The organism is Paraburkholderia sp. J63, assembly GCF_905220245.1.
GTDB lineage: Bacteria > Pseudomonadota > Gammaproteobacteria > Burkholderiales > Burkholderiaceae > Paraburkholderia.
This window is the reverse complement of the sequence record NZ_CAJMZF010000132.1, coordinates 1-1,171: the sequence shown is the minus strand read 5'-3', so window position 1 is coordinate 1,171 and position 1,171 is coordinate 1. Positions and strand designations below refer to the sequence as shown.

1 protein-coding gene is annotated in these 1,171 nt (G+C 68.1%); it reads right to left on the bottom strand.

The features are described 5' to 3' along the window. Position 1 precedes the first annotated feature (1 nt). A partial coding sequence (locus U5775_RS38805; RefSeq protein WP_322063417.1) for an acetyl-CoA C-acetyltransferase occupies positions 2 to 1,171 on the bottom strand: 1,170 nt, incomplete at its 5' end.

The following is a 1,171-nucleotide window of genomic DNA, read 5'->3' as shown; positions in this document are numbered from 1 at the left end:
CTCAAGCGCGCTCAAGCGCGAGCGCCACGCCCATGCCGCCGCCGATGCACAGCGAGGCCAGCCCGCGCTTCGCGTCGCGGCGCTGCATTTCGTGCAGCAGCGTCACCAGAATCCGGCAGCCCGACGCACCGATCGGGTGACCGATCGCAATCGCCCCGCCGTTCACGTTGATCTTCGACGTGTCCCAGCCCATCTGCTTGTTCACCGCGAGCGCCTGCGCCGCGAACGCCTCGTTGATCTCCATGAGATCGAGGTCGTTCACCGACCAGCCCGCACGCTCCAGTGCACGCTTCGATGCCGGCACCGGACCCATGCCCATCACCTTCGGGTCCACGCCGCCGGCCGCATAGGCCTTGATGCGCGCGAGCGGCGTGAGGCCCAGCGCCTCGGCCTTCTTCGCCGACATCACCACCACTGCCGCCGCGCCGTCGTTGAGGCCCGACGCGTTCGCCGCCGTCACCGTGCCTTCCTTCGAGAACGCCGGCTTCAGGCCCGCAAGCGATTCGGCCGTCACGCCGTGACGCACGAATTCGTCAGTGTTGAACACCAGCGGATCGCCCTTGCGCTGCGGAATTTCCACCGGCACGATTTCCGCATCGAAGCGGCCCGCCTTCTGCGCAGCCTCCGCCTTGTTCTGCGAGGCCGCCGCGAACGCGTCCTGCTCTTCGCGCGTGATGCCGTATTCCTTCGCCACGTTCTCTGCGGTCACGCCCATGTGGTACTGGTTATAAACGTCCCAGAGACCGTCGACGATCATGCTGTCGATGAGCTTTGCATCGCCCATGCGGAAGCCGTCGCGCGAGCCCGGCAGCACGTGCGGCGCCGCGCTCATGTTCTCCTGGCCGCCGGCCACGACGATCTCCGAATCGCCCGCGATGATCGCGTTGGCCGCGAGCATCACCGCCTTCAGGCCCGAGCCGCAGACCTTGTTGATCGTCATCGCCGGAACCGCCGCGGGCAGCCCCGCCTTGATCGACGCCTGGCGCGCGACGTTCTGGCCCGAACCCGCGGTCAGCACCTGCCCCATGATCACGTCGCTCACCTGCTCGGGCGCAACGCCCGCGCGCTCCAGCGCGGCCTTGATGACCAGCGCGCCCAGATCGGGCGCGGCAATCTTCGCCAGCGTTCCGCCGAATTTGCCGACCGCGGTGCGTGCGGCCGAAACGATCAC